The 25,256-nt window shown below is 65.2% G+C and carries 25 protein-coding genes; 15 read left to right on the forward strand and 10 right to left on the reverse strand.

The features are described 5' to 3' along the window. The first annotated feature begins 200 nt into the window (after positions 1–200). Together JQ586_RS01260 and JQ586_RS01265 are read left to right on the forward strand one after the other, a co-directional pair. On the forward strand, positions 201–1,298 hold the full coding sequence (locus tag JQ586_RS01260; RefSeq protein WP_212392656.1) for a helix-turn-helix transcriptional regulator: 1,098 nt from the start codon (positions 201–203) through the stop codon (positions 1,296–1,298). Between the two features lie 244 nt (positions 1,299–1,542). Further along, positions 1,543–2,133 (forward strand): hypothetical protein, encoded by a 591-nt coding sequence (locus tag JQ586_RS01265; RefSeq protein ID WP_249147181.1) that lies wholly within the window; start codon positions 1,543–1,545, stop codon positions 2,131–2,133. A gap of 12 nt (positions 2,134–2,145) precedes the next feature. Here the strand turns inward: JQ586_RS01265 and JQ586_RS01270 are convergent, their stop codons facing one another. Both JQ586_RS01270 and JQ586_RS01275 read right to left on the reverse strand, forming a co-directional pair. Continuing rightward, positions 2,146–2,568, reverse strand: coding sequence for a CAP domain-containing protein (locus JQ586_RS01270; RefSeq protein ID WP_212392658.1), 423 nt, complete (start codon positions 2,566–2,568; stop codon positions 2,146–2,148). A 32-nt stretch (positions 2,569–2,600) separates the two neighbouring features. Beyond that, a complete protein-coding gene (locus JQ586_RS01275; protein WP_212392989.1) occupies positions 2,601–3,605 on the reverse strand; it encodes a 2-dehydropantoate 2-reductase in 1,005 nt (334 codons plus the stop codon). A gap of 151 nt (positions 3,606–3,756) precedes the next feature. Here JQ586_RS01275 and JQ586_RS01280 point away from each other — a divergent pair, with 151 nt between their 5' ends. Then, positions 3,757–4,356, forward strand: a complete 600-nt coding sequence (locus JQ586_RS01280) for a YidB family protein (RefSeq protein ID WP_212392659.1) — start codon at positions 3,757–3,759, stop codon at positions 4,354–4,356. A 35-nt stretch (positions 4,357–4,391) separates the two neighbouring features. After that, entirely contained in the window at positions 4,392–4,670 is a 279-nt protein-coding gene (locus tag JQ586_RS01285; RefSeq protein ID WP_212392660.1) for a GlsB/YeaQ/YmgE family stress response membrane protein, read from the forward strand. 178 nt (positions 4,671–4,848) lie between these two features. Here the strand turns inward: JQ586_RS01285 and JQ586_RS01290 are convergent, their stop codons facing one another. Next, positions 4,849–5,316, reverse strand: coding sequence for an Lrp/AsnC family transcriptional regulator (locus tag JQ586_RS01290; RefSeq protein WP_249147182.1), 468 nt, complete (start codon positions 5,314–5,316; stop codon positions 4,849–4,851). Positions 5,317–5,408: 92 nt separating this feature from the next. Between JQ586_RS01290 and JQ586_RS01295 the strand changes: the two genes are divergently transcribed. Beyond that, positions 5,409–6,317, forward strand: coding sequence for a DMT family transporter (locus JQ586_RS01295; RefSeq protein ID WP_212392661.1), 909 nt, complete (start codon positions 5,409–5,411; stop codon positions 6,315–6,317). A gap of 55 nt (positions 6,318–6,372) precedes the next feature. Here the strand turns inward: JQ586_RS01295 and JQ586_RS01300 are convergent, their stop codons facing one another. Beyond that, positions 6,373–7,155, reverse strand: coding sequence for an SDR family NAD(P)-dependent oxidoreductase (locus JQ586_RS01300; RefSeq protein WP_212392662.1), 783 nt, complete (start codon positions 7,153–7,155; stop codon positions 6,373–6,375). A gap of 259 nt (positions 7,156–7,414) precedes the next feature. Between JQ586_RS01300 and JQ586_RS01305 the strand changes: the two genes are divergently transcribed. From JQ586_RS01305 to JQ586_RS01315, 3 genes are read left to right on the forward strand one after another with little or no spacing between them, the layout of a single operon-like run. After that, entirely contained in the window at positions 7,415–8,482 is a 1,068-nt protein-coding gene (locus JQ586_RS01305; RefSeq protein WP_212392663.1) for an acyl-CoA dehydrogenase family protein, read from the forward strand. An 18-nt stretch (positions 8,483–8,500) separates the two neighbouring features. After that, positions 8,501–9,661, forward strand: coding sequence for an acyl-CoA dehydrogenase family protein (locus JQ586_RS01310; protein ID WP_212392664.1), 1,161 nt, complete (start codon positions 8,501–8,503; stop codon positions 9,659–9,661). 17 nt (positions 9,662–9,678) lie between these two features. Continuing rightward, entirely contained in the window at positions 9,679–10,479 is an 801-nt protein-coding gene (locus tag JQ586_RS01315) for an enoyl-CoA hydratase/isomerase family protein (protein ID WP_212392665.1), read from the forward strand. A gap of 132 nt (positions 10,480–10,611) precedes the next feature. Here the strand turns inward: JQ586_RS01315 and JQ586_RS01320 are convergent, their stop codons facing one another. The 4 genes from JQ586_RS01320 to JQ586_RS01335 all read right to left on the reverse strand — a co-directional run bounded on the left by JQ586_RS01320 (position 10,612) and on the right by JQ586_RS01335 (position 15,641). Continuing rightward, complete coding sequence (locus JQ586_RS01320; protein WP_212392666.1) at positions 10,612–12,723, reverse strand: acetate--CoA ligase family protein; 2,112 nt, start codon at positions 12,721–12,723, stop codon at positions 10,612–10,614. Positions 12,724–12,840: 117 nt separating this feature from the next. Then, positions 12,841–13,596, reverse strand: coding sequence for a hypothetical protein (locus tag JQ586_RS01325; RefSeq protein ID WP_212392667.1), 756 nt, complete (start codon positions 13,594–13,596; stop codon positions 12,841–12,843). 3 nt (positions 13,597–13,599) lie between these two features. Continuing rightward, the gene (locus JQ586_RS01330) at positions 13,600–14,394 is read right to left on the reverse strand and encodes an enoyl-CoA hydratase (protein ID WP_212392668.1); all 795 of its coding nucleotides are present in this window, start codon (positions 14,392–14,394) and stop codon (positions 13,600–13,602) included. A gap of 41 nt (positions 14,395–14,435) precedes the next feature. Next, the gene (locus tag JQ586_RS01335; RefSeq protein ID WP_212392670.1) at positions 14,436–15,641 is read right to left on the reverse strand and encodes an ABC transporter substrate-binding protein; all 1,206 of its coding nucleotides are present in this window, start codon (positions 15,639–15,641) and stop codon (positions 14,436–14,438) included. A 164-nt stretch (positions 15,642–15,805) separates the two neighbouring features. Here JQ586_RS01335 and JQ586_RS01340 point away from each other — a divergent pair, with 164 nt between their 5' ends. Together JQ586_RS01340 and JQ586_RS01345 are read left to right on the forward strand one after the other, a co-directional pair. Continuing rightward, complete coding sequence (locus JQ586_RS01340) at positions 15,806–16,582, forward strand: thermonuclease family protein (protein WP_212392671.1); 777 nt, start codon at positions 15,806–15,808, stop codon at positions 16,580–16,582. A gap of 77 nt (positions 16,583–16,659) precedes the next feature. Further along, positions 16,660–18,129: a M48 family metalloprotease gene (locus JQ586_RS01345; protein ID WP_212392673.1), complete on the forward strand. Its 1,470-nt coding sequence runs from the start codon at positions 16,660–16,662 to the stop codon at positions 18,127–18,129. A 58-nt stretch (positions 18,130–18,187) separates the two neighbouring features. Here the strand turns inward: JQ586_RS01345 and JQ586_RS01350 are convergent, their stop codons facing one another. Further along, on the reverse strand, positions 18,188–18,589 hold the full coding sequence (locus tag JQ586_RS01350; RefSeq protein WP_212392674.1) for a cytochrome c family protein: 402 nt from the start codon (positions 18,587–18,589) through the stop codon (positions 18,188–18,190). A 185-nt stretch (positions 18,590–18,774) separates the two neighbouring features. Here JQ586_RS01350 and JQ586_RS01355 point away from each other — a divergent pair, with 185 nt between their 5' ends. Further along, positions 18,775–19,584, forward strand: coding sequence for a transporter (locus JQ586_RS01355; RefSeq protein ID WP_249147183.1), 810 nt, complete (start codon positions 18,775–18,777; stop codon positions 19,582–19,584). Between the two features lie 5 nt (positions 19,585–19,589). Here JQ586_RS01355 and JQ586_RS01360 read toward each other — a convergent pair whose 3' ends face one another. Next, a complete protein-coding gene (locus JQ586_RS01360; RefSeq protein ID WP_409334531.1) occupies positions 19,590–20,897 on the reverse strand; it encodes an MFS transporter in 1,308 nt (435 codons plus the stop codon). Positions 20,898–21,064: 167 nt separating this feature from the next. On the opposite strand from JQ586_RS01360, the gene cyoA reads away from it, so the two are divergent. The 4 genes from cyoA to cyoD are packed head-to-tail and all read left to right on the forward strand — an operon-like array spanning position 21,065 to position 25,248. Next, positions 21,065–22,231 carry a ubiquinol oxidase subunit II gene (cyoA, locus tag JQ586_RS01365; protein WP_212392678.1) on the forward strand — a complete coding sequence of 389 codons (1,167 nt, stop codon included), beginning with the start codon at positions 21,065–21,067 and terminating at the stop codon, positions 22,229–22,231. Between the two features lie 10 nt (positions 22,232–22,241). Then, complete coding sequence (cyoB, locus tag JQ586_RS01370; protein WP_212392679.1) at positions 22,242–24,251, forward strand: cytochrome o ubiquinol oxidase subunit I; 2,010 nt, start codon at positions 22,242–22,244, stop codon at positions 24,249–24,251. Beyond that, positions 24,248–24,877 (forward strand): cytochrome o ubiquinol oxidase subunit III, encoded by a 630-nt coding sequence (cyoC, locus tag JQ586_RS01375; RefSeq protein ID WP_212392680.1) that lies wholly within the window; start codon positions 24,248–24,250, stop codon positions 24,875–24,877. Before cyoB ends, cyoC begins: the two co-directional genes overlap by 4 nt. Beyond that, positions 24,874–25,248 carry a cytochrome o ubiquinol oxidase subunit IV gene (cyoD, locus tag JQ586_RS01380; protein WP_212392681.1) on the forward strand — a complete coding sequence of 125 codons (375 nt, stop codon included), beginning with the start codon at positions 24,874–24,876 and terminating at the stop codon, positions 25,246–25,248. Before cyoC ends, cyoD begins: the two co-directional genes overlap by 4 nt. Positions 25,249–25,256 lie beyond the last annotated feature (8 nt).

The following is a 25,256-nucleotide window of genomic DNA, read 5'->3' on the forward strand; positions in this document are numbered from 1 at the left end:
CGCCAGGCCGACCCGATTACCGAATTTCGGCGGCATTTCCCGTGAATTCCCGGATGTGGCCGTACGCCCCACGGCCGCGTCGTCGATTTTGCTTGCAAGTCGAACGGGCTCCGGCTGTCTTAATCACGCTGACGGGCGCAAGCTGGTGGTGCAGTTTCGCCGGACGAAATAAAGGGTTACTGCATCGGCGGAGTTGGAACTTGGTCGATCTGCGCAAGCTTGACGACGTGACAGCGCGCCTCGGAGACGTCGTGCTCGATCCCGCCGGCTGGCCGTCCTTCATGGACGAGGTGTGCGCTGCCGTCGGTGCGACCGGAGCGGCGATGCTCCAGAGCGACATCCGCACCGAGGACATTCCGCGCACGGAATCGATCACCGACTATTTCAGCAAGACCTATTTCCCCTGCAATCTGCATCTCACCGACGTCCGCGCGGCGCGCGGGGTGCCGCGTCTGCTCGCCGGCGCCGACGTCATCACCGACGCGGACCTGTTCGGATCAGAAGCCGAGATGCTGCGCGATCCGCTCTATGCCAGCCTCGGCGAGTTCGGCCTGAAATGGTTCGCCGCCGTCGGATTTCGCGCGGGCTCGGCGTTGTGGGGGCTGACAATCCAGCGCTCGCCGAAGGAAGGCATGTTCGATACCGACGAGGTGAAGGCGCTGTCGACACTGTCGGCACGGCTCACCGAAGCTGCGACACTGTCGACCATCGTCGGCCGCTCCGCGATATCAGGCATCACCAACGCGCTCGACCTCATCCAGATCGCGGCAATCGCGGTCGGACGCTTCGGCGCGGTCATCGGCATGAACAGCCAGGCTGAAGCCTGCCTCGGCCATGACCTGGTGATCCGCAACAACCGCCTGACGCTGCACGACCGGCAGGCCCATGCCGACCTGAGCAGGCTGATCGATCAACTGCGTCACACCTCTGACCTGCTGACGCTGCCGTCGGCGCCGATCGTGATGCGGCGCATCGACAAGCGGCCGATCGTGATCCAGATGCAGCCGGTGCCGCCTGCGGCGCGTTCGCCGTTCCTCGGCGCGCGTGCCATCCTGTTGATCCGCGATCTCGAGAGCAATGCCACGTTCGACCAGAACCTGCTGGTGGCGACCTTCGAACTGACACCCGCGCAGGCCCGGCTCGCCGCAATCCTTGCACGCGGTGGTTCCGTCGAGGACGCCGCGCAAGCGACTGGAATCTCGACCGCCACCGCTCGCAATCATCTCAAGGCGATCTTCCAGAAAACCGGCACGCACCGGCAGGCGGAACTCGTCGCGCTGCTGCACTTGGTGAAGTGAAGAATTCAACGCGAATTGCTCTCAAATCTGCTGCAATTGCACCAGATTTCTTCAAATATTTCAATGATATCGCGCCGCACCCCATCTGGCACGGCGCGGCGATTACGGCTGTGCAACATCGGAAAATCAGCAGGTTCCGGGGTGACAAGCGCCGCCAAAATGGCGACAATCCGCGCAATCTGCGTCGCTCGAGTCGGTCTCAATGTCCGTGATCTCTTCACGCTCATCGTCGTTGGCTATTGCCATGTTTGCCGTCTGCGTCGTGTTGGCGCCGGTCGGCGCGCATGCGCAATGGTGGCACAGCGGGCCGAGGGACTTCGAGGACTGCGCCGATCTCGCCGAGAAGGCCAAGACGAAGGAAGACAAGACCGCGCAACTCGCCGACTGCAACGCCAAGTTCGCCGGACGCCGCAAGCCGGGTGGCGGCTACACCTATTACGACTTCATGCAGGATCGCAGCTTCGACATCGCCGGCCCCAATCCGACGCCCGAAGAGCAGAAGAAGATCGACCAGGAATATACCGTCTATCTGGGGAAGCAGCGCCGCTCCGACATGCTGGCGGCATACAACGCCCAGCAACTGCAGCGTCAGGAAAAGGAACAGGAGAAGCAGGCGCCACCGCCGCAGGTCCAGCCGGTGACGCCGCGCAGCGAACCCGAGAAGGTGCCGGTTCCGGTCGCAAACCCGTTGAAGCAGGCCGCGCGCATCAAGGCGGCACAATGCGCCAAGAACTCGTTCTCCTGCGACTGGCCGCGGCTGTCGCAGAGTCTCGATGATCTCAAGAAGCTGTTCAGCCCGCCGACGCCGCCGCCGAAGACCGCGAAACGGGGCTGATCGCCCTTCCGGTCAATCCGAAATCACCATCGCCCAGAATTTCCGGTACGGCGACTTCGGATTGTCGACATAGGCGACGCCGACGCGCTTCGCACCCAGCATCAGCAGATTCTCGCGGTGCCCGGCCGAATTCTCCCACTGCTTCAGCATCTCGGCAAAGCTGATGAAGCCGGCGCCGATATTCTCGGCCGCACGCTGCTTCTTCAGCGGCGCGATGCGCGTGAAGAAGCTCGCGCCGGCGGAATGGCTGACCGATCCGGTCGCCGACATCGCCTGAGCCTGTCTCAGCGCCATCGCGTTGAGCTTGGCGTCGAGCTTCGCCGCGGGCATGCCGTGCGCTCGCCGATAAGCGCTGATCGCTCCGGCATAGTCGGCGGCGGTCGCCGCCGTGACCCATCCGAGCACAAGGGACCCCGCCAGCACGGTCAGTCTCATCGCGAATCGTCTCTTTCGATTGACTTCAGGCATCATGCGGTGCGGATCTGCTGCGGCGTCAGCGCAGGCGAGCCCTTGCCGTCGCGTTCGGCCTTGCGGATCAGATCGATGACGCGGCGCGACAGTGGCACGTCGAGGCCGCGGCGGTCGGCGATCTCGGTGATCACCCCTTGCAGATAGTCGATCTCGGTGCGGCGACCGCGTTGCAAATCCTCCCACATCGAGGAGCGCGCCTCCGGATCGATCTTCATGGTGCGGCCGAGCAGGATCTCGAACAGCCCGTCGGGCAGCCGCAGCAAGGGCGGCATCCAGCCCGACGGCAGCGGCGTCGGCGACACGGGCGCAATGCCCTCGGCGCGGACCGCGGCCAGCCCCTCAGCCATCTGGTCGGCGAACAGTCTGCGCCAGTCGCGCTGCGCGAGCTGCCGGCGCAGTGGAATGTTGGAGAGCGCGTTCAGTGCGTTGTTGAGATTGACGATCAGCTTGCCCCACTGGACGCCGTCGATGTTGTCGGTGGCGCGGATGGCAAGGCCGGGCGCCGACAGCTTCGCGGCTGTGCCGGCGTCGTCCTGCGCGATCACGATGTCTCCCGATGTCGAGCGGTGGAAACGGCCCTCGCCGAGCGCGACCACATTGAACGGCACCATGCCGCCGAGCACGATCCGGCCCGGCAGCCGCTCGCGCAGCAGCGGCAGATTGCCGACGCCGTTCTGCAGGCTGATCACGACGGCATCCGCCGGCGCGTGACGCGAGATGAGATCGGCCATCTCGCCTGTGTCGGCGCTCTTCACCGTTACCAGTACGATTTGCGCGTCGGCGAAAATCGACGGGATGTCGGACAGCGTGAGTTGGTCGGCCGGGACCGTCAGCGTGGAGCCGTTGACATCGGTGAGCCGCAGGCCGGAGGCGGCAATCTCCTGGATGACCCGCGGCCGCGCCAGCAGCGCAACTCTGCGGCCGGATGCCGCGAGCATGCCGCCGACGAAGCAGCCGATGCTGCCGGCGCCCGCGATGCCGATCGGCCGGCCCCTGTTCATTTCGCCAAACACAAGTTCATCGAAGCTCGATAGCAGACCCCGTGCTGGTTGCCTATCGAGCATGCTTCGCGCCTCCCGGGCAACGCCTTGTAACCGTCATGGGCGGCAGTTATGTTTCGCCCGCGGGGCATGGTTGCGGCAGGAGACGATCATGGGTTTACTCGACGTACTCAACGGCATGCAGAACGGCCCCCGCGGCCCGAGCGCGCCCAGCACCCAATCCGACAGCGGTGGCGGGATGTCGCCGATGACGATGGCGATCCTGGGACTGCTCGCCTGGAAGGCGTTCAAGCATTTCACCGCCGGCCAGCCGGGAGCCGCGGCCCCCGCGCCAGCGCCGACACAGGCCCCACCGCTCCCAGGCAACGTAACCGCGGGCCTCCCCGGCGGCCTCGGCGGCAGCGGAGGATTGTCCGATGTGCTGAAGGGCGGCCTGGGCGGACTGCTCGCGGGCGGCGCGGCCGGCTCCGTCTTGAGCGGCGGCCTCGGCGACCTGCTCAATCAACTGCAGCAGAAGGGCCACGGCGACGCGGCCAACTCCTGGGTCAGCAACGGTCCGAACAAGCAGATCTCGCCCGGTGACCTCGCCAACGCGCTCGGCGCCGACCAGATCGACTCGCTGGCGTCGCAGAGCGGCATGTCGCGCGACGATCTGCTGCAGGGTCTCAGCCAGTATCTGCCTGATGCGATCAATCATCTGACGCCGGACGGGCGGTTGCCGAGCGGCGAAGAGCTCTCCGGCAGGCTTTGAAGAAAGCGCTTCCTCGATCTCAAAGGACGACAGTCATGGGCGGCATCATCTGGATAATCATCGTCGGCTTCGTCGCGGGGATCATTGCGCGATTCCTGTCACCGGGGCCGAACAACCCGAGCGGGTTCATCCTGACCACCGTGCTCGGGATCGCCGGCGCGTTCCTCGCGACCTTCATCGGCCAGGCGATCGGCCATTACGGTCCCGAGCAAGGCGCGGGATTCATCACCGCCACGATCGGCGCAATCGTGGTGCTGTTCATCTGGAATCGGCTGGTCGCGGCCCGCGTGATTCCGGATCTGGGGAATAAGTGACGGCACGGGCTGTCACTGCCGTCATTGCGAGCGAAGCGAAGCAATCCATAGCGCCACCAGCGCAGAGATGAATTGCTTCGTCGCCCCAGCGCACAATTGCTTTGCAATTCTGTCGCGAGCTCCTCGCAATGACGACGCCAGCTACTCAGTGAATCAAATCGACGCGGGCGTCTGATCCTCACTCTCCGGGCAGCGGCAGGCTCCTCGGCGGGACCGGCGTGCTCTGGATGATGCTGGTGGTGGTCTGGCCATAGACCAGAAACTGGTCGAGCACCTCGTCGAGTTGGTCGATCGAAGGCAGATGGACCTTGAGCACAAAGCAGTCCTCACCGGTCACGCGATGACACTCGACCACCTGCGGCATTGCACGCGCTCGCTCGGCGATCTTCGGAAGCTGGCCCGGCGCCGGTCGGACGCGCACATAGGCTGCGACCGGGTAGCCCAGAGCCGTCGGGTCCAGTTCCAGGCGATAGCCACGGATGACGCCGGCCTCTTCCAGGCGCAGGACGCGCTCGCGCACCGCCGGCGCCGACATGCCGACCCTGCGCGCCAGTTCGGAAATGCCAAGGCGCGGGGAGTCTCGCAGCAGAGCCAGTAGCTCCAGGTTACGACTATCGTGCAGGAGGTCCGAACGCTTAAGGCTCAAATGCGAATCTCCTTTCCGATTTGAAGGGCGATTGGGCTTTCTTCCGTCGTATCGGCATTTATTGGTGGAGATACTACTGCCTATGCTGCTCCATGTCTTCCCGTAGTCCCATCCCAACCGTCACTGCTTCGTCAAGGCTTGCTTCGCCGGGGCTCGCCGACCGCCTGCCGCCGCACGTCTTCTTCTTGATCAGCGCGGTTTTTCATTATCTCGGCCCGTCCTTCGCCGTGCTGCTGTTCGCCCATCTGCCACCCTCCGGCGTCGCCTGGCTCAGGATCGCCAGCGCCGGATTGGTCTTCGGCATCTGGCGCAGGCCCTGGCGGGCTTTCGCTGGCCTGTCCTCACACGACAAGGCGATCATCGTTGCGCTCGGCGCTGTTCTCGCTGCGATGAACACGCTGTTCTACGAGGCGATCGCGCGCTTGCCGCTGGCAACCGTCGGGGCCGTCGAATTCCTCGGCCCCATCGCGCTTGCAGCGCTCGGCATACGCACGCGCCGCAACCTCGTCGCACTGATGCTCGCGGTTGCAGGGGTCTTCGTCCTGACCGACGTGCGCATCGCAGGTGAGCCGCTCGGCTACGCCTTCGCCTTTGCCAACTGCGCGCTCTTCATGGGGTATATCATCCTCGGCCATCGCATCTCGTCCGACGGCGCGAACGGCGTGTCCGGCATCGACAGACTCGGTTGCGCGATGCTGGCGGCGACCGTCGCCGCGCTACCGCTGGGCATCCGCGACGCCCTGCCGGCCTTTTCTGACGCGAGGCTGCTCGCAGCCGCAATAGGGGTTGGCGTCTCGTCCTCCGTCATTCCCTACGTTTGCGACCAGCTTGCCATGGCGCGCCTGTCGCGCGCGAGTTTCGCGTTGCTCCTCTCGCTGCTTCCGGCCAGCGCCGCGGCGATCGGCCTGATCGTGCTGGGGCAGGTGCCGAGCCTGGCGGAACTGACGGGAATCGTGCTCGTGATCGCCGGAGTCGCCCTGCACCGCTCCTCTGACACGTGAAGACGTCCGTCCTCGCTCTCGGACGGCTACGCCGGCCAAGATACGAAGGGCGAGTTCACTGAAGCAGGTGCATGCCGGCATCCATGCGGACGAATTCGCCGGTCATGTTGCTCGACGCCGGGCTTGCCAGGAAGCAGACAAGATTGGCGATATCCTCCGCCGTCGACGCGACCTTCAGCGGCACCCGCGCCACCACCGCATCGCGCACCTGCTTGGCGCCTTCGACCCCGCGGCCCTTGGTGAACCACGGCGTATCGATGTACCCTGGACAAACCGTGTTGACGCGGATCAGCGGCGCCAGCGCGCGCGCCAGCGATTGCGTCATGGTGTTGAGCGCTCCCTTGCTCGCGGCATAGGCAACCGACGAGCCGGCGCCGGAAATGCCCGCGATCGAGGACACGTTGACCACCGCCGACGCCCGGCCCGAGGCCCGCGCGCCGGCCTCGAGCAGCCCGCGCGCGGCGCGCACCATCTGGAACGGACCGATCGTGTTGACGGCGTAGATGCGCTGAAAATCTTCAGCCGTGAGACCATCGAGATCATGATGCGGCACGTGCTTGGTGGTGCCGGCATTGTTGACCAGCACGTCGAGCCGGCCCCAGCCATGGGCGGCCGCAGCGATCTTCCTGCAGTCCTCGTCACGCGAGACGTCGCCCTGCACCACCACCACTTCGGCACCACGCTTGCGGCAAAGCTCGGCGGTCGCTTCCGCTTCGGCCTTGCTGCTGGAATAGTTGATGACGATGCGCGCCCCCTCGGTTGCGAGGATCTGCGCGGTCGCGGCCCCGAGCCCCGATGCAGAGCCGGTCACGATCGCGCACAAACCTTCCTTCGACATCTGCATTTCCTCTTGTTTGTTCTGGCCCAAATGAATTCCAGCGGCGGCATACCATATCGCGCAGGGGTGTCCCTGCAAATCCGCGAAATCCGCAGCGCGGAATTTATTCTTCGCATGGCGAACAGCATGCCGCCATCGCAGGCGGCCCTGCGGGCAACGCTTGTCACGGCTATGGCTTTTCCCCATCATTGAGCGCAAGACGAAACTGCAAAGCGCGCCGGACAGGCCGCGCCCTGTGCCAATCAACACGAGGAACGCCGTGGCGGAGAGTGAGAACATCGTCGCCGAGACCGCGGAGAAGATCTTCGCCGATCTCGCCGATGCCCAGACCATCAATCACGACAACAAGGGCGAATGGAAAGCGCCGCTGTGGCAGGCGCTGACCGAAGCCGGTCTGCCGCTCTCCTGGGTGCCTGATGATCTCGGCGGTTCCGGCGCCAGCCTCGCCGAAGGTTTTGCCGTTCTCAACGTGGCCGGCCGCCACGCGATCGCTGTTCCGCTGGCTGAAACCATGCTTGCCGGCTGGCTTTTGACGCAGGCGAAGATCGCGTCCCCCGAAGGCGAGATGACCGTGGTGCCGGCGAGCCCGAAGGACCGCATCGCGCTTGCCGCCGACGGCAGCCTGTCCGGTCGTGCCCGCGGTGTGCCGTTCGCGAAGGAGGCCAGGCATTTTGCCGTGCTGGCCGGCGGCAATGGCGGCATGACCATCGCACTGGTCGATGCCGCGAAATGCCGGATCGAATCCGGCATCGGCCTCGGTGGCGATCACAGCGATACCGTGACGCTCGACAAGGTGCAGCCGGTCGCGATCAAGCCGGCACCTGACAAGTTCGACCAGACTGCGCTGATGCTGATGGGCGGCGTGGTGCGGAGCCTGCAGATCGCAGGCAGCCTGGAGGCGATGCTGGAGATTTCGGTGCGCTACTCAAACGAGCGCGTCGCCTTCGAGAAGAAGATCTCGAAATTCCAGGCGGTCCAGCACAACCTCGCCCGCCTCGCCGGCGAATCTGCCGCGGCGCTGGCGGCTGCGACCTCGGCCGCCGACACCATCGTGCACGCGACATCGCTGAACAACGACGCCGTGTTCCTGGAGGCGGCCTCGGCAAAGATCCGCTGCTCGGAGGCCGCTGAGAAGGGCGGCGGGATCGCTCATCAGGTGCATGGCGCGATCGGCTTCACCATCGAGCACATCCTGCATCGCTACTCGCTGCGGGCTCTTGCCTGGCGCGACGATTTCGGTTCGGAGAGCCATTGGGCGGTCGAGCTCGGCAAGCTCGTGGCGAACCGTGGCGCCGATGAATTGTGGCCGCTGGTGGCTTCGCGCTGAGATCAGGACAGAGACATCATGACCGCAGCCCTTCGTTTCGATCCGATCCGCCTGCCCGAAAAATGCGAGCAGCTTCGCAAGGAGGTGCGCGCCTTCCTTGCCGAGGAGATCGCTGCCGGCACCTTCGATCCCCACGCGCCCAACCGCGAGGACAATGATGCGCCGGAATTCTCGCGCCGCGTCGGCGCCAAGGGCTGGCTCGGCATGACCTGGCCGAAGAAATATGGCGGCCAGGAGCGCTCGTTCCTCGAGCGCTATGTCGTGACCGAGGAGATGCGGGTAGCGAACGCACCGACCCGACGCTTCTTCGTCGCCGACCGCCAGAGCGGCCCGGTGCTTCTGAAATACGCGCCCGAGCACATCAAGATGGACATCCTGCCGCGCATCTGCCGCGGCGAGGTCTGCTTTGCGATCGGCATGAGCGAGCCGAATTCCGGCTCCGACCTGTTCGCGGCCAAGACGCGCGCCACCAGGACCGACGGCGGCTATCTGATCAACGGCACCAAGATCTGGACCTCGTCGGCGCACATCGCCGACTACATGATCGCCATCTTCCGCACTTCGCCGCCGACCAAGGAGAACCGCCGCCACGGCCTGACCCAGTTCCTGGTCAAGATGAAGCAGCCGGGTATCCAGGTGAATCCGATCGGCCAGATCACCGGCCAGTTCGAGTTCAACGAGGTCGTCTTCACCGACTATTTCGTGCCCGACGACCACGTGCTCGGCGAGATCGACGGCGCCTGGAAGCAGGCCACATCCGAGCTCGCCTATGAGCGGTCGGGGCCCGAGCGCTTCCTCGAAACCTATTACGTGCTGACCGAGCTGGTGCGGGCCGTCGGCAAGAATCCCGATACCCGCAGCGCCGAGGGCATCGGCCGACTGGTCGCGCAGGTCCACACCATGCGCCGCATGTCGGTGTCGGTCGCCGGCATGTTGCAGGCCGGCAAGGAGCCGGTGGTGGAGGCGTCCATCGTCAAGGACATCGGCACGGTGTGGGAGCAGCAGCTGCCGCATCGCGTGCGCGATCTCGCGGCCTTCGTCGAGGAGACCGCGACCAACCGCGAGACGCTGGAGAAGCAGCTCGATTTCGCCATCAAGACCGCGCCCAAGCTGACCATCCAGGGCGGCACCACCGAGGTGCTGCGCGGCATCATCGCCCGCGGATTGGGCCTGCGCTAATTCAACGAGGACAGATCATGACAAAGTACACGGATATCGGCGTCGAGACCCACGGCCATGTCGGCCTGATCGAGATCCGCAAGCCCCCGCTGAATTTCTTCGACGTCTCGCTGATCAACCAGATCGCCGATGCGCTGGAGGAGTTCGACAGCAATATCGAAATCCGCGCCTCGGTGCTCGCGGCCCAGGGCAAGGCGTTCTGCGCCGGCGCCAATTTCGGCGATCCGGCCCGCCAGGAGCAGGAGGAGCGCGCCAAGAGCGATCCCGCCTCGAACCTGCCGATCAACCATCTCTACGTCCAGGCCGTGCGCATCTTCCGCAACAAGAAGCCGATCGTCGCCGCGATCCATGGCGCTGCGATCGGCGGCGGCCTCGGGCTTGCCGTCTCCGCCGACTTCCGCGTCGCCTGCCCGGAAGCGCGGTTCTCGGCGAACTTTACCAAACTCGGCTTCCATCCGGGCTTCGGCCTGACCACGACGCTGCCGGAACTGATCGGCAAGAACAATGCCGAGCTGATGTTCTACACCAGCCGCCGCGTCACCGGCGAAGAGGCCTATCGCTGGGGCCTCGCCAATGTGCTGGTGCCGCAGGACCAGGTTCGCGCCGAGGCGATGAAGCTCGCGCAGGAGATCGCCGAATGCTCGCCGCTCGGCCTGGTCTCGACCCGTGCCACGATGCGCGCCGGCCTCGCCGACCGCGTGCTTGCCGCGACCAACCACGAGCTGGTCGAGCAGACCAAGCTGCGCGCGACCGAAGACTTCAAGGAAGGCGTCAAGGCCACCGCCGAGCGCCGCGTCGCGAACTTCAAGGGGCGGTAAAGCCGGATACTCCGCTCTCTCAACATGGTCGTCCCGGCGGCAGGCCGGGACCCATTGCCGCCGAACGCCGTTGGGGAACCAGAAATAACGCCGCAGCGTATGGGTCCTGGCCTTCGCCGGGGAGATCGCTCGCTAGCTCCGCGGCACCACCAGCGCATCGACGATCGTCGCGCCCTGCCCCTCAGGGTGTACCAGCACCGGATTGACCTCGATCTCGGCGATCTCGTTCGCGCAGCTGGCCGCCAGCACCGAGATATCCGAGACCAGCCGTGACAGCGCCGCAACGTCCGCCTTCGGCGCGCCGCGGAAGCCCTGCAACAGCGGCGCGGCCTTCAGCGCCTCGAGCATCGCGGTCGCCTCGAGCGCGCTGACCGGCGCCGGACGATAGACCACGTCCTTGAACAGCTCGGTGGTGACGCCGCCGAGGCCGACCATCACCATCGGCCCGAAGGTCGGGTCCAACAGCGTGCCGATGATGATCTCGACGCCCTTCTTTGCCATCGGCCCGACCAACACGCCCTGGATCGCGGCTTGCGGGCGGTGCTGCTGCACCCGCTCCAGGATATCGCGATAGGCCGTGAACGCCTCGCCCTTGGCCGTGATGTTGACTTTGACGCCGCCGACCTCGCTCTTGTGCGGAACGTCGCGCGACTGGATCTTCATCACCAGCGGGAAGCCGATCCTCACGATCGCGGCGTCGAGGCCGTCGCGATCAGTAACAAGAACCTCGTCAGGCAGCGCAATGCCGGCGGCACGCAGCAGCGACTTGCTGTCGAACTCGGACAGCGCCTTTGACGTGAGATGCGCGGAGAGGTCTTGCGATTGGGCTGAAATGGTCACCTCTGGCGCGAGCCTGAATTTCGCATACTCGACCAGTCGCCGCATCGCGACGCCGACATGGGTGAGCCCCGACAGCACCACGACGCCCGACTTCGCCAGCTCCTGCCGCGCGAATTGCGACGGCAGCGTGTAGGAGTAGAACACGACAGGCTTGTTCTGCACCGCGATCAACGGTTTCAGCTCGGCCTCCTTGAACTGCATCCGAGTGTCGCTCGACAACGACAGCACGACCAGGGTCGCGTCGACCTCATCGGATGCGTCGAACAGCTCGATGCTCTTCTGCAGGCCGCCCGACGAGACGCCCTGTGCCGTCACGTCGACAGGATTGCCCGCCGCGCCGTAGGACGGCATCCACTGCTTGATCCGGTCCTGGACTGCGGCTGACAGCTCCGGCACGCGCAGGCCCTGCATCGAGACGGTATCGGCGCCCCAGATGCCGGCACCGCCGGAGACGGTCAGCACCGCGACGCGGTCGCCCTTCGGCAGCGGATTGCTCGCCAGCACAGCGGCGATCGTCACGGCCTCATCGAGATCGTTGGAGACGATGAAGCCGTATTTGGCGAACACCGCATCATAGGCCGCCGACCAGCCGGCCATGCTCGCGGTGTGCGAGGCGGCCGCGCGCTGGCCGGCGCCGGAGCGGCCGACCTTGGTCACGATCACGGGCTTCTTCAGCTCCGCCGCGCGCCTGGCTGCGGCAAGGAACTTGTCGACGTCCCTGATGCCCTCGATGAACAGCAGGATCACGTCGGTCGACGAATCCTGCACCATGTAGTCGAGAAATTCGCCGGCGCCGAGATCGCTCTCATTGCCGGCGCTGACGACGTAGCTGATCGCGACGCCGATCGCCTTGGCGCGATGCTTGATGGCAAAGCCGATGCCGCCAGATTGCGCGACAATACCGACCCGCCGTTTGGTTGCGACCAGCGGCACATGCCCGGGCTTGACGTCGACGGTCGGACTGAAGGTGGCAGCGACCTTCTGCACCTCGCTGTAAAATCCTTCCGCGTTCGGGCCGGAGATCCGCATCCCGGTCCGCTTCGCCAGCGCCACGATCGCATCCTGCATCGCCGCACTGTCGCCGCCCTCCTCGGCAAAGCCGGAGGAGATGATGACCGCGTTCCTGACCCCGACGGCAGCACACTGCTCCAGCGCCGGCAGTACCGCTCGCGCGGGAATCACGATGATCGCAAGATCGATCGGCGCGCCGATCCCGGTGATCGACTTGAAGCATTTGAGGCCGTCGATCTCGTCGTAATTCGGATTGATCGGATAGAGTTGTCCCGGATAGCCATTCTTGCGCAGCATGCCGAGCAACCGCCCGGGAATCTTCTCATGATCGCGCGAGGCGCCGATCAGCGCGATGCTTGCGGGAGCGAAGAAGGAATCGAGCGGATGCGGCATGCGGGCGTTCCCTGTTGTTGTTCTTGTAACCCGGATGGAGCGAAGCGCAATCCGGGGCCGATCCATAGTCGGAGAGCGTGGTCCCGGACTTCGCTGCGCTCCATCCGGGCTACGAAGTTACGCCGTCAGGCGGAACGTCACGCCGCACAGGAAGAACGCGTCACCCGACACGGAACACCCGTTCGCCTTCGCCGCATCCAGCACCCTGGCCTTGTCGGCGACCTCGAATGTCAGCCCGCTCATGATCTCGGCCTCGCCCTTGGCGAAGCGGAACGTGGTGTTCGGCAGCTTCACGGTGGCGCCGTCGGCGGCGATGCCGATGATCCTGCCCCAGTGTTCAGCGAGTGCCTGAGGCTCCGGGCTCTGCATCTCGACCTCGGTCAGCGCCAGGGTCGTGTCCTTGCGGATGAACTTCTGCCAGTCCGGCCCCGCGGGCGGATACGGACCCAGGATATCGTCGCTGCCGTCGGTGTGGTTGAACTCGATGAAGGCGGCGCGGCAGTCGCGCGGATGCAGTTGCACGCCGTGATAGGGCGCGTGCGTGATCACGTTCGCGGTACGCACGCCCATCGCGTTGGCCTTTGCGCCGCGTGCATCGGGGTCCTCGCAGCAGAAGATCGCCATGTAGCCGCCGCGGCCGCCAGTCTTCTCGACGAAGCGGCCGGCCGCGGTGCCGGGGCCCGGCTGGAACGGCGCGACCACCTCGAGCAAAATCGTATCGACCGGCAGCAGCGCATTCTCGAGGCCGTATTTCGCGACGTTGCCGTCGCGGTAACAGACATCGAGGCCCATGATCGCGGAGATGTCCGAGATCACGGGCGCAAGCTGCGGCGCCACCAGGCAGATCTGCCGCAGCCGCATGTACCCGGCCATCGACTACTGCCCCTGGAATGACGGCTTGCGCTTCTCGACGAATGCCTTCGCCGCTTCCTTGTGGTCGGTGGTGTCGCCGGCGCGGGTGTGATGGATCGCCTCGCCGTCGAAGCAGGCTTCCAGCGTCATGGTCTCGGCATTGTTGATGTTGCGCTTGATGTAGCCGAGCGCGACCGACGGACCCTGTGCCAGCGAGCGCGCGACCTCCAGCGTCTCCGCCTCGACATCGGCGTCCGGCACCACCTTGGAGACCATGCCGAGATGATAGGCTTCCTGCGCCGACAGCACCGGCGACATCAGATAGAGCTCGCGTGCCCTGGCACTGCCGAGCATCTTGGTGAGGAAATAGGTGCCGCCATAGTCGCCGGAGAATCCGACCTTGGCGAACGCGGTGGTGATCTTGCAGGAGGCGCTGGCGACGCGCAGGTCGCAGGACAGCGCAATCGAGAGGCCGGCGCCGGCCGCCGCGCCGTCGAGCTGCGCCACCACGGGCTTCGGCATCTGGTGCAGGATGCGCGAGACCTCCATGCCGCGGCGCAAATTCGCCAACTTGGTTTCGAACGGCAGCGGCGCGCGGCCCTCCGCCATCGACTTGACGTCGCCGCCGACGCAGAACGTGCCGCCGGCGCCGCGGATCAGCACCGCGCGCACGTCTGGATCATCCTGCGCGCGCCGCGCCGCCTCGACCAGCCCGCGCGTCATGTCGGGGTTGAGCGCATTGCGCCGCTCCGGCCGGTTCATCGTGATGGTGAGCAGGCCGTGCTCGAGGGACTGGAGGACCATCTGATTGTCGCTCATGGCGTTTGCCTTTCGTTGTTATTGGTTTGAACCTGACGCCGTCACTTCTTCACCAGCGGGCAGCGCGAATCTGCCAGCGACTGGAAGGCCTGGTCGCCCGGCACGGTTGCGAGCAGCTTGTAGTCGTCCCAGCGGCCCTTGCTTTCCGACGGCTTCTTGACCTCGAACAGGTACATGTCGTGCACCATGCGGCCGTCCTCGCGGATGCGGCCGTTCCTGGCGAACATGTCGTTGATCGGGGTCTCCTTCATCAGCTTCATCACGGCGGCCGAGTCGGTGGTGCCGGCGGCCTTCACCGCCTGCAGATAATGCAGCACGGAGGAATAGACGCCGGCCTGCGCCGAGGTGGGCACCCGCTTGGTGCGCTCCATGAAGCGCTTCGAGAACGCGCGGGTGTCGTCGTTGAGGTCCCAGTAGAATGCCTCGGCGAGCAACAGGCCCTGCGCGGTCTCGAGTCCGACGCTGTCGATGTCGGTGACGAAGGCGAGCAGCGGCGACAGCTTCTGGCCGCCCTTGGCGATGCCGAATTCCGCGGCCTGCTTGATCGCATTGATGGTGTCGCCGCCGGCATTGGCGAGCCCGATCACCTTGGCCTTGGAGGCCTGCGCCTGCAGCAGGAAGGACGAGAAGTCCGACGTGTTGAGCGGATGCCGCACGCTGCCGAGCACCTTGCCGCCCGACTTCAGCACGACGTTGGTGGTGTCCTTCTCCAGATCCTGCCCGAACGCATAGTCCGCGGTCAGGAAGAACCAGGTGTCGAGACCAGCCTTCACCGCGGCAAGACCGGTCACGTTGGCCTGCGCGTAGGTGTCGAACACGTAGTGCACGGTGTAGGGGCCGCAGGCCTCGTTGGAAAGGCGGATCGAACCCGGGCCGTTGAAGATGACGATCTTGTTGCGCGCCTTGGCGATCTCGCCGGCGGCGAGCGCCGTTGCGGATGCCGCGACGTCGAAGATCATCTCGACGCCCTGGTTGTCGAGCATGTCGCGCGCGATGTTGGCGGCGAGATCGGCCTTGTTGAGATGGTCGCCGACCACGATCTCGATCTTGCGGCCGAGCACTTCGCCGCCGAAATCCTCCGCCGCCATCTTGGCCGCGGTCTCGCTGCCGGAGCCGGTGATATCGGCATAAAGGCTCGACATGTCGAGGATGCCGCCGAGTTTCAGAGGAGGCTTGCTCTGCGCCAGCGCCGCATTCGCCGACATCGCAAGCGCGCAGGCCAATACGCCGGCCAAGACTCGTCTCATCCAGAACCTCCCTGAGAACACGCGCCGCATTCTGCTGCGGCGGTCGGTTTGTTGCGCGCGGGATCATGCCGCATGGGCTGAAGCGCAGCAAGCAGCAGCGACGCAGCACTTGCGTTCGACTTTTTCCATTCAGCGGAATGGCTGGAATGTGCAAGCATGGCAGGATGCGGAATCATCTGGTGATCCTTTGTTGTGCTTTGCTCCTGTCGGTCATCGGCGTGCGCGTCGCCGGTGCGGCAGACGCGGCCGGGTGCGATTTCGACGACCAGGGCACGGGCCGCGTTGCGGCTGTCGTCGATGCGCGCAGCTTCCGGCTGGAGGATGGGCGGGAGGTGAAGCTGGCCGGCATCGAAATGGCGGATCGTGCGAAGGCGGCCACGGCCCTTTCGGCGCTCCTGGTCGGCCATGACGTGACGCTGCGTGGCGCCGACGACACGCCGGACCGCTATGGTCGCCAGGTTGCCTACGCCTTCCTCGCCGGCGCCGGGACACCCGTTCAGAGCGAATTGTTGCGGCAGGGCCTTGCTCTGGTTGCGCCCGATGTCGGCGACCGGAACTGCGCCAGCCTGCTGCTGGCGGCCGAGGCCGAGGCGCGACAGGCCAGATCGGGAACCTGGGCCGCCTCCACCGTCATAAAAAACGCCGAAAGTCCGGGCGATATTTTGGCCGGGATCGGGCGCTTTACGGTGGTCGAGGGCAGGGTTTTGTCCGTGCGGCAGGCAGGGGCAACGACCTACCTGAATTTCGGCCGAAACTGGACACAGGACTTTGCCGCGACTATTTCAAGGCGCATAGTCCCTGCGTTCGAGGCGGCCGGGCTTGGGCCGAAGTCGCTCGAAAATCGAAGGATTCGGGTCCGAGGCTGGGTGGAAGTGCGACGTGGGCCGCGAATCGCATTGCTCCGGGTTGGGCAAATTGAAGTACTCGGCGACGGGAACTAGGGGGGACATACCTCCGACCGGTTCGCTCGACGATTATGGGTTGTGAATTGATTGCACGCGCAGGACGGCGTGAGGAAATGACAGGCCGCCGCCTTTCGGCCGCGCCGGTGCTCCTTTGCGCCGCGCTGACGCTCGGCGCCTGCGGCAATGCCGGCCGGTTCGAGCAGGCCTTGCCCGCCGCGACGTCCGCCGCGCCGGTGGCGAAGCCGAACCGCGTGGTGCAGCAGACGCCAGCGAGCGAACGCGAGCATGAGCGCATCCTGTCCTCCTATGGCGGCGCCTATGACGACCCAAGGCTCGAGGCGCTGATCACCAAAACCGTGGAGCGGCTGGTTGCGGCCTCCGACCGTCCCGACCAGGCCTACAAGGTGACGATCCTCAATTCCGGCGCGGTCAACGCCTTCGCGCTGCCGACCGGCCAGCTCTATGTCACGCGCGGCCTGATCGCGCTCGCCAGCGACACCTCCGAACTGTCCTCGGTGCTCAGCCACGAGATGGCGCATGTGCTGGCCAAGCACGCCGCGATGCGCGAGGACCAGGCGAGGCAGGCGGCGGTGGTGACGCGCGTCGTCACCGACATGAGCAACGACCCCGATCTCACCGCGCTGGCGCTGGCCAAGACCAAGCTGACCATGGCGAGCTTCTCGCGGCAGCAGGAGTTCGAGGCCGACGGCATCGGCGTCGGGATCGCCGCCCGCGCGCATTTCGACCCCTATGGCGCCGCACGCTTCCTGACCGCGATGGAGCGCAACGCCGCGCTCAAGATCGGCAAGAGCGCGCTCGATCCGCGCGTGCAGGACTTCACCTCGTCGCATCCGGCAACGCCGGAGCGCATCGCCAATGCACAGGCGACCGCGCGGCAATACTCATCGCCCGAGAACAACGAGCGCGACCGCGAGACCTATCTCGCCGCGATCGACAACATCGTCTATGGCGAGGATCCCAGCGAAGGCTTCGTGCGCGGCCGCCGCTTCCTGCATCCCAAGCTCGGTTTCACCTTCACGGCGCCCGACACCTTCACTCTCGACAACACCGCGCAGGCGGTGATCGGCGTGCGCGAGGGCGGCAGCCAGGCGATGCGCTTCGACGTGGTGCGGGTGCCGGCCGAGCAGTCGCTCGGTGACTATCTCAATTCCGGCTGGATGGATGGCGTCGACAAGTCGTCGACCGAGGACATCAACATCAATGGCTTCCCGGCGGCCTCCGCTACCGCGCATGGCGACCAGTGGCAGTTCAAGGTCTACGCGCTGCGCTTCGGCAGCGACGTCTACCGCTTCATCTTCGCCACCAAGCAGAAGAGCACCGAGAGCGAGCGCAACGCGCGCGAGACCGTCAACTCGTTCCGCCGCCTGACGCTCGACGAGATCCAGGCCGCGCGCCCGCTCCGCATCAAGGTGATCAACGTGCAGCCCGGCGACACCGTGGAATCGCTGTCGCATCGCATGGCCGGTGTCGATCACCCGGCCGAACGCTTCCGCGTGCTCAACGGCCTCGACGCCCATGCCCAGGTGAAGCCGCGCGACCGCGTCAAGATCGTGGTGGATTAGAGCGCCATCACCGCCGTCGTCCCGGCGGGACGACACGCGGAGGGTGCGGGGCGGCACTCTATTTCGCCTTCTCCTTCAGGAAAGCGATGATATCGGCGCGATCCCTGGGATCGTCGACCTCGTAGAACATCTTGGTCCCGGGAACGAGCTTCTCCGGGCCGGCCAGCCACTTGTCGAGGTTCTCCTCGGTCCACACGATGTTCGAATTCTTCAGTTCGGCAGAGTAGTCGTAGCCCGGCGCCTTGCCGGCGAGGCGACCGAACACGCCCTTATGCGCCGGGCCGGGACCATTTTCCTGGATCGAATGGCAGACGCCGCAGTCGCGGTACAGCGTCGCGCCGCGCGCGGCATCGCCGGCGGCATTCGCCGATGTGACCGCGATCAATGTCGCCGCCGTCGCCACCACGAGGGTCCCGGCCCGCCACAGTGTGACGTTGCGCACGATAGTCAGAATTGTCATCGGATGAACTCCTGTTTGCCACGACAACAGGAGTGGTCTTGTGGCCAACCTATTCCCTCCCCTTGAGCGCCGCCGCAAAGCGGGCAATCTTGCAGCCGGACGGGAATAATCGCCGTTCCGCGCGATCCAGGATGCAGGCGTGGTGTCTGCGCCGTGTCAGCGCGGCGGGTTGGAGCACGGGGCAATTGGGTTCGTACCGGTCGGGCGTGGTTACGCTGATCTGTCACCGTGCGTGGCTAATCGCTGCGTTCGCGGTCGCAACGATGGCCGCCGCGCATGCGGAAGGATGCCCGCAGCCGAGCGATGCGATCGCAACCGACCGGCCCGACGTCACCAATTCCAGCATCGTGGTGCCGGTCGGCAGCTTGCAGAACGAGAACGGCGTCAACCTGACCGGCCGCGACGGCGGCCGCAGCGTCGACGGCACCAACAGCCGCTGGCGGCTCGGCATCGCGCCCTGCCTCGAGGTGCTTGTCGACCTGCCGAATTATTTCGGCAGCGTGAAGTCGCCGGGAGCGTCGGGCTTTTCCGACGTGGCGCCGGCGATCAAGTGGCAGGTCAGCCCGCTGCCCGGAAAGATCGATCTCTCCATCACGGCCGGCGTCGCGCTGCCGACCGGTGCCGTCGGAATCGCGGGGCGCGGCGCGCAGCCCTACATCCAGTTGCCATGGTCATGGGAGCTGCATGACGGCTGGGGCGTCAGCGGCATGTTCACGGAGTTCTTCCGTCCCGCCGAGCTGACGGGCCAGCACATGACAGAGGCCACCTTCGTGCTGGAGCGAAAGCTGACCGAGCGGATCAGCCTGTTCACCGAATATGTCGGCGACTATCCGGACGGGGCGGTGCCGACCCAATTGATCAATTCCGGCGGCATGTATCAGCTGACACCGACGCAGCAGCTCGACTTCCACGTCGCATTCGGGCTCAACCGCAATTCGCCGAGCTACATCGTCGGCGTCGGCTATTCGTTCCGGGTCGACGGGTTGTTCCGGTAGACGTGTCAGCTCTCCGCCTCGCGCAGGCCGCTGAGCCACAGCGCCAGCAGCGTCCACACCGCGCCCGAGAGCAGATAGCCACCGGCCGAGAGCAACCCGAAATGCGTTGCGAGCAGGAGCGCTGCGAGCGGCGCGAAGCCGGCGCCGAACAGCCAGGCGAAGTCGGAGGTCAGCGCCGAGGCCGTGTAACGGTAGGTCTGCGCGAAGCTCGAGGCGATCGCACCCGACGACTGGCCGAAGGAGAGCCCGAGCAGGATGAAGCCCAGCACCATGTAGACGGACTCGCCGATGGGACCGGCGTCGAGCAGCTGGGGCGCGAAACCGCTATAGACCGCGATCGCGATCGCCGAGCCGATCAGGAGCGGCTTGCGCCCGACGCGATCGGCGATCATGCCGGAGGCCACGATCGCGGCGACGCCGACCATGGCCCCGATCATCTCGATGATCAGGAAGCGCACCGGGCTTTCCTTGGTGAACAGGAACACCCAGGACAACGGAAACACCGTGACCATGTGGAACAGCGCAAAGCTCGCCAGCGGGGCGAAGGCGCCGAGCAGGATATGGCGGCCCTCCTCCTTCACGGTCTCGCCGACGCGCGTCGGCTGCAGGTCGCGGCTTTCGAACAGCTCCGAATATTCTTCCGTGGCCACGATGCGCAGCCGCGCGAACAGCGCCACGACGTTGATGGCGAAGGCGACGAAGAACGGGTAGCGCCAGCCCCAGTCGAAGAAGTCGTCGGCCGAGAGGTTGCCGGCGAAGAAGGCGAACAGTGCGCTGGCCACGATCAGCCCGAGCGGGGCGCCGAGCTGCGGCACCATCGCGTACCAGCCGCGATGTCCGGCCGGCGAATTCATCGCGAGCAAGGAGGGAAGGCCGTCCCAGGCACCGCCCCAGGCGATGCCCTGCGCGAGACGGGTCGCCGCCAGCAGCCAGATCGCCGCAACGCCGATCGTGTCGTAGCCGGGCAGGAACGCGATCGCGACCGTGGCGGTGCCGAGCAGGAACAGCGCGATGACGAGCTTGGCGCCCTTGCCGTGGCGGCGGTCGACCGCCATGAAGATGACGGTGCCGAGCGGGCGCGCGGCGAAGGCGAGCGCGAAGATCCCGAAGGAATACAGCGTTCCGGTCAGCTCGTTGACGAACGGGAACACCAGCTTGGGGAACACGATCACCGAGGCGATCGCGTAGACGAAGAAGTCGAAGAATTCCGAGGTGCGCCCGATGATGACGCCGATGGCGATTTCGCCGGGTTTCGCCTGGCCGTGACCTGAAGCCGTCGGGTTGCCGTGAGCCATTGCTGGGGCCTGTGCCATCGCGCCGTCCTTGGAAGCTGAGGCCACGGGCAGACTTTGCCACGTGGTCCACCTTACTGTCTGGTCCTCTATCCCGCACTGCAACATTGGACAAATTGTCCAATGTCAACTTTGCTGCATCGCAGCTACCCCTTGGCAGAACTCATAAAATTCCAGCGGGGTGAGCCGTGCGCGCCTTGAAATTATTGGCCTTATTGCCGTTTGCGGCACTGCTTGCCGGGTGCGACTTCGTCGTCCTGGCTCCCGCAGGCGACGTCGCCGCCCAGCAGCGCGACCTGGTCATCATCTCGACCGCCCTGATGCTGGTGATCGTGCTGCCGGTGATGGCGCTGACGGTGTTCTTCGCCTGGCGCTACCGCCAGTCCAACACGCAGGCACCCTACGAGCCGGAATGGGATCACTCCACCCAGCTCGAGCTCGTGATCTGGTCGGCACCGCTCTTGATCATCATCTGCCTGGGCGCGCTGACCTGGATGGGCACGCATCTGCTCGATCCCTACCGCACGCTCGGCCGAATCGACACCGGCCGGCCGATCGCGGCCAAGGACACCCCGCTCAACGTCGAGGTGGTCGCGCTCGACTGGAAGTGGCTGTTCATCTACCCCGACTACGGCGTCGCCACCGTCAACGAGCTCGCCGCTCCCGTCGATCGCCCGATCCGCTTCCGCACCACGGCATCGTCGGTGATGAACTCCTTCTACATCCCGGCACTGGCCGGCCAGATCTACGCCATGCCCGGCATGGAGACCAAGCTGCACGCGGTCTCCAACCATGAGGGCACCTTCAGGGGCTTCTCGGCCAATTACAGCGGCGCCGGCTTCTCCGGCATGCACTTCGAATTCAAGAGCCTGTCGGCCTCCAACTTCGACAAGTGGATCGCCTCCGCCAAGGCCAGCAGCAACATGCTCGGCCGTACCGACTATCTCCAGCTCGAGCGCCCGAGCGAGAACGTTCCTGTGCGCCTCTACGGCTCGGTCGATCGCGATCTCTACAAGGCGATCCTCAACCTGTGCGTCGAGCCCGGCAAGATGTGCATGAGCGAGATGACCGCGATCGACGCCAAGGGCGGCCTGGGGCGCGAGGGTCTCAACAACACGCTGCCGCTCACCTACGACAAATACGCCCGCCGCGGCGCGCCGCTCGGCAATGAGCCGACCTTCGTCGCCGGCATCTGCTCGATGGACGAGATCAAGGACGCGCCGGCGCGCGAGGTCTTCGCACCGCTGGACATGACGCCGCTGCGCGGCGTCGGCCTGAAGCGCCCGCCATTCTCACCCGTCCACCCGTCATCGACATCCCTGCTGCTCGGCCAGCGTCCGAAATCAGAGTCCTGAGGAGGGCCGCATGTTCGACAATCCTGAACTCGTGAAGATGATCTTCGGCCGCCTCAATCTGGACGCCCTGCCGCTGCACGAGCCGATCCTGGTCGGCACTTTCGCGATGGTCGCCACCGGCGGCCTCGCGCTGTTTGCCATCGTCACCTATTTCCGGCTGTGGACCTATCTGTGGCGCGAGTGGTTCACGTCAGTCGACCACAAGCGCATCGGCATCATGTACATGATCCTCGGCATCGTGATGCTGCTGCGCGGCTTCGCCGACGCCCTGATGATGCGCCTGCAGCAGGCGATCGCATTCGGCGGTTCGGAAGGTTACCTCCCCGCACATCATTACGACCAGGTCTTCACCGCGCACGGCGTGATCATGATCTTCTTCGTGGCGATGCCGCTGGTGACGGGCCTGATGAACTACGTCATGCCGCTGCAGATCGGCGCCCGCGACGTCTCGTTCCCGTTCCTCAACAATTTCAGCTTCTGGATGACGGTCGGCGGCGCTGTCCTGGTGATGATGTCGCTGTTCATCGGCGAGTTCGCGCGCACCGGATGGCTCGCCTATCCGCCGCTTTCGAACATCGGCTACAGTCCCGACGTCGGCGTCGATTATTACATATGGGGCCTGCAGGTCGCCGGCGTCGGCACGACGCTATCGGGCATCAACCTGATCTGCACCATCGTCAAGCTGCGCGCACCGGGCATGACGATGATGAGGATGCCCGTCTTCACCTGGACCGCGCTCTGCACCAACGTCCTGATCGTCGCTTCCTTCCCGGTGCTCACTGCGGTCCTGGTGCTGCTGTCGCTCGACCGCTACGTCGGCACCAACTTCTTCACGAACGACTTCGGCGGCAACCCGATGATGTACGTGAACCTGATCTGGATCTGGGGCCATCCCGAGGTCTACATCCTGGTGCTGCCGGCCTTCGGCATCTTCTCCGAGGTGACCGCGACTTTCTCCGGCAAACGGCTGTTCGGCTACACCTCGATGGTCTACGCGACCGTCGTCATCACCATCCTCTCCTATCTGGTCTGGCTGCACCACTTCTTCACGATGGGCTCCGGCGCCAGCGTGAACTCGTTCTTCGGCATCACCACCATGATCATCTCGATCCCGACGGGCGCGAAGATGTTCAACTGGCTGTTCACGATGTACCGCGGCCGCATCCGCTTCGAGCTGCCGATGATGTGGACGGTGGCGTTCATGCTGACCTTCGTGATCGGCGGCATGACCGGCGTGCTGCTCGCGGTGCCGCCCGCCGACTTCGTGCTGCACAACAGCCTGTTCCTGGTCGCGCATTTCCACAACGTGATCATCGGCGGCGTGCTGTTCGGCCTGTTCGCCGGCATCAACTACTGGTTTCCGAAGGCGTTCGGCTTCAGGCTCGATCCGTTCTGGGGCAAGCTGTCGTTCTGGTTCTGGGTCTCAGGCTTCTACTTCGCCTTCATGCCGCTCTATGTGCTCGGCCTGATGGGCGTCACCCGGCGACTGCGCGTGTTCGACGATCCGTCCTTGCAGATCTGGTTCGTCATCGCCGCCTTTGGCGCGCTGCTGATCTTCCTCGGCATCATCTCGATGCTGGTGCAGTTCGCAGTCAGCATCCTGCGCCGCGAGCAACTCAAGGACGTCACCGGCGATCCCTGGAATGCGCGCACCCTGGAATGGGCGACCTCGTCGCCGCCGCCGGCCTACAATTTCGCCTTCACGCCCGTGGTCTATGACAACGATGCGTGGTGGGACATGAAGCGCCGCGGCTACAGGCGCCCGCTGGCCGGCTTCAGGCCGATCCACATGCCCTCCAACACCGGCACCGGCATCGTCCTCGCCGGACTTGCCACCGCGATGGGATTCGGCCTGATCTGGTACATCTGGTGGCTCGCCGCCGTCAGCTTCATCGCGCTGCTCGCGGTCGCGATCGGTCACACCTTCAACTATCACCGCGACTTCGACATCCCGGCGGACCGGGTCGGCCAGGTCGAAGACGCGCGGACGCGCCTTCTCGCTGCGGGAGCCCAATCATGACCGTCGCAAACGTTTCCACGCAAGGCTCGGAGCCGGTCTTCCACCTGATCGATGAGCACGCCCACCCGGAAGGCGCCAGCACCATGCTGGGCTTCTGGATCTACCTGATGAGCGACTGCCTCATCTTCGCGATGCTGTTCGCGACCTTCGGCGTGCTCGGCGGCAATTACGCTGCCGGTCCGTCGCCGAAGGACCTGTTCGACCTCAAGCTCGTGGCGGTCAACACCACGATGCTGCTGCTCTCCTCGATCACCTATGGCTTCGCGATGCTGACGATGGAGAAATCGCGGGTCGGGGCGACGCAGGCCTGGCTTGCGATCACCGGGCTGTTCGGCCTCGCCTTCATCGGCATCGAGCTCTCCGAGTTCGCGCACATGATCCATGAGGGCGCAACGCCGCAGCGCAGCGCCTTCCTGTCGTCCTTCTTCACCCTGGTCGGCACCCACGGCACGCACGTCACCTTCGGCCTGGTCTGGATGGTCACGCTGATGGTGCAGGTCGCGCGTTACGGCCTGATCGAGGCCAACCGGCGCCGCTTGATGTGCCTCTCGATGTTCTGGCACTTCCTCGACGTCGTCTGGATCGGCGTCTTCACCTTCGTCTATCTCCTGGGAATGCTGCGATGACCTCAGACACTCACGCCCTGCCCGACCACGACGCCCATGGCGGTGCCGCTCATGGTTCGCTGCAAAGCTATCTGATCGGCTTCGGCCTCTCTGTCGTCCTCACCGCGATCCCGTTCTGGCTGGTGATGACGGGCGCGATCGCCGACAAGACGGCCACCGGAATCCTGGTGCTGCTGTTCGCCGCGGTGCAGATCGTCGTGCACATGGTCTACTTCCTGCACATGAACACGCGGTCGGAGAACGGCTGGACCATGATGGCGCTGATCTTCACCGTCGTCATGGTGGTGATCGCGCTGACCGGGTCGCTCTGGGTCATGCATCATCTCAACATCAACATGATGCCGATGCACGATATGAGTCAGATGCCGTGACGACGCGC

Source organism: Bradyrhizobium jicamae, assembly GCF_018130215.1.
GTDB lineage: Bacteria > Pseudomonadota > Alphaproteobacteria > Rhizobiales > Xanthobacteraceae > Bradyrhizobium > Bradyrhizobium jicamae_A.